The sequence below is a fragment of the Oceanobacillus luteolus genome, assembly GCF_023715655.1.
Lineage (GTDB): Bacteria > Bacillota > Bacilli > Bacillales > Amphibacillaceae > Oceanobacillus > Oceanobacillus luteolus.
In genome coordinates, this window is record NZ_JAMBON010000086.1 from 1 (window position 1) to 3,132 (window position 3,132).

Consider the following 3,132-nt stretch of genomic DNA (forward strand, 5'->3'; position numbering starts at 1 on the left):
CCCACCATTAGTTGATTCGACACCAATAACGGTAGGGTATTTTGAGAGGGCTGGCAAGCCTTTTCTTTTTGTGCAACCTTCTAACATTTTGGTTGCAATTCTCTTAACTTTTATTTTGCACTAAACATTTGCCTATAGTTCAGAAAAAAAGGGATTTTTGACAGCCAATATGTATCTAACTTGTTTTCTGTAAAGTATCCTTGCATGAATGTACTAAAAAAGCCAGAAGCAAAATCCTTCCTTAACTGTATATCATCTTCGTTTATTGTCTGTATCGCATGATATAAAACAATGGCAATATCATATACAAACCAATTATACTCACAATCTCCAAAATCAAATAAGACGATCTCGTTGTCGTGTAGATAGAAGTTTCCGTGATGAAGGTCATTGTGTATCATTCCATAAAATTCTCCATTACTTGGGTATGTTTTCAGCACATCGACATATTCTTCCCATTTCTGAATAATCGTCTCATTTAAACCTTTGAGGTCTTTAGTAAAGATAGTACCCTCATTCCAATTTTGTTTCTTTATATTTCCAGGCGGATGATATATTTTCGACAATGAATGTAATTTCCCCATCGTTTTTCCCCATTTGTAGAATAGCTTACTGTTCCATTCATTTGGATTGTCAGTATCTATTAACACGCCTTCAGCTTTTTCAAAAGCCAACACATAATATGATTCATTATTGTCCTCATGAATAATCTCCAAATAATTACCATTTATCGATGGTAAAGGTGCCGTAACATTCACACCTGACCTCATTAAGAAGCTTATCCAATCTAATTCCACTTCCAGCTTTTCTTTTTTATACATGGAGCTCAGATAAAATTTCAAAATAAAACTATGATTATCTTTCTTACATTCATAGACATTATTTGAAAAACCGCCTAGTAATTTCAAATCTCTCCCATCAGCATGAAATAATTCGGCACCTTTCACTAAAAGATTGTTATCCAAAAAGATACCCCCAATACTTTCAACAATCATCCATTATAAAAAAGATCGCCATAGTGACGATCTTAGTTGTTATTTGATGCGATTAGTTCTTAACTAAACGATGCATTGGCCAGATATCCCAAAAACATGATGATAAAAAAGCTAAAAATCATCATGATATTTGAAATAACCCCGAATTTGCTTCTAGCTAGAAAGCCAAATAAAGCACCAAGAGGATGGATTATAAAAACTAGCAACCAAAAACTATATCCATCTTGCAATATAAAATTAGGCAACCATAATGCAATCCCTACTAGAAGACAAATGACTGATAACCAAAACCACTATTTGTTCGATGTCTTTTTCATAGAGGTCCTCCCAGTTCCTTACTACCCGGTGTATCCGGCAATACTTTTAATCTTTTTCGTAGGTCGCGTGTCATAACTAAATGTTTAATACCATATATTGTAAATTCTACTACATTTCAGCTATTAATATAAACCTTTTCGTATTGGTGAAGATTCCTTTTTCTGTTCGATTATCTTCAATAAAATGATGTACCATATCAAAATCTCTCTGACTCTGACCAAATCCCGGAATAATAGGGGTATGCTTCAGCAAAAATATAAGATCCTCCGTTCGATGGTAATAACTTGCTGCGTTGTATTCAAATGATTGTACTTTTGAAAAGCCAACTTCCTTTAATTCGCGTATATATTTTTCTTTTAATGTCCCATCGGTTTCACCGTATGACTGTCCTCTACCAAAAGCTTCTTTGATATTCAATTTATCCGCTTCGCTTACTTGCTGGGTAAGAAATATTCCTCCATCTCTTAAAACCCTAGCTATTTCAGAGGAATTAAAGGGTGCATGACGACATGATATGACATCAAAGAAATCATCAGGAAACTGGATATCATTAGAGGACATTTGAAAGAACCGTACATTTGCTAGGTTGGCTTCTGCAACATTATTCTTAGCAGTTTCCACCATACTACTTGATATATCAATGCCTACCGTGAAAAGCAGTGAAGAGACAATAGGTAGTAAAGATTCCCCACCACCTGCACCGATATCCAACAATACATCTGTTTTTCTAGATTTCTTCATTACTTCTTCATAAAAGTTCCATTCTATTCCCTCGTGAGTTACTTGCAAACTACTAAAGTCCCAACCATTTCTGTTTCCAACCATCTCATAAAACATATTATATTCTATCCTGTTCAGCGAATAACCCTCCTCAAAACATTTACCTGGATGTTAGGTTTATTTAGAATCGTCACTTGCAAACCATTAAAATATTTCCATCAGGATCTTTGAAGTTGAAATAATGGTTATGTTCAATCTCTGTAATTAAATTTACACCCTTGTTTTCCATATATTCAAATGCTTCTTCTATGTTGTTGGTATTAAAGTGGAATGCTGGTGCTCGAAATATTTTTTCCTCCGAATAGATCTTACTATCTAATACGATGTTTGTACCATCTAAGGGAATAACGTATAGATGTCCAAATTGAATCTCATCTTTTACTTTTAACCCTAAAATATCACAATACCAATCTCTTGCTTTCTCAATATCACTTACCGGGATAAATATTGTTCCTATCTGTTTTAATATGGGATTCTCCATAAAACACCTCACAAAATTTTAATTAGATTAGCTCTTTTCAATTTTAATGCTTTGTGTATAATTTCAACAAAACAGGGTGCTTCTCCTTCTTTTTAAAAGGAAGCACCCTATAAAAGTTATTACTCTATTTGTTTAATTCTCCTATGATTAAAGAGATTTCTTGGAGGTCTTCTATCGTATAATCTGCCTTCACATTTTTCCATTGGTTATCTTTTTTCCAAACAGTTTTCATACCTACCATATTGGCAGCAATGATATCATTTAAAGGATGGTCACCCACGAATATACTTTCAGATGGTAAAACATCTAATTCCTTTAAAGCTTGTTGGAAAATTATTGGTTCAGGTTTCTTCATTCCTACCCACTCTGATATAAGAATAGTCTCAAAGTAATCTTCAATACCCAATGCTTTTATATTATTCATTTGAAACGTAAACGTCAAATAATCCACACCTAGTTTTAGATGTGGACTATTGTTATGATTTATTTAGTTTTATTTGGTACACGACATTCCGCTGGAATGGACGGTGACCAAGGTAGTAGTTGATCCAATTTCGG

4 protein-coding genes are annotated in these 3,132 nt (G+C 33.9%); all 4 read right to left on the minus strand.

Annotated elements, in window-relative coordinates:
- Positions 1-110: 110 nt before the first annotated feature.
- Positions 111-965: a phosphotransferase enzyme family protein gene (locus M3210_RS19605; protein ID WP_251517928.1), complete on the minus strand. Its 855-nt coding sequence runs from the start codon at positions 963-965 to the stop codon at positions 111-113.
- Positions 966-1,421: 456 nt separating this feature from the next.
- Positions 1,422-2,171 (minus strand): class I SAM-dependent methyltransferase, encoded by a 750-nt coding sequence (locus M3210_RS19610; protein ID WP_251517932.1) that lies wholly within the window; start codon positions 2,169-2,171, stop codon positions 1,422-1,424.
- A gap of 52 nt (positions 2,172-2,223) precedes the next feature.
- A complete protein-coding gene (locus M3210_RS19615; protein WP_251517930.1) occupies positions 2,224-2,574 on the minus strand; it encodes a VOC family protein in 351 nt (116 codons plus the stop codon).
- Positions 2,575-2,698: 124 nt separating this feature from the next.
- Positions 2,699-3,016, minus strand: coding sequence for an HAD family hydrolase (locus M3210_RS19620; protein ID WP_349774391.1), 318 nt, complete (start codon positions 3,014-3,016; stop codon positions 2,699-2,701).
- Between the last annotated feature and the right edge of the window lie 116 nt (positions 3,017-3,132).

Excerpts from the sequence above, each read along its gene's own strand:
- M3210_RS19615 (WP_251517930.1), bottom strand. The coding sequence starts at position 2,574 with ATGGAGAATCCCATATTAAAACAGATAGGAACAATATTTATCCCGGTA.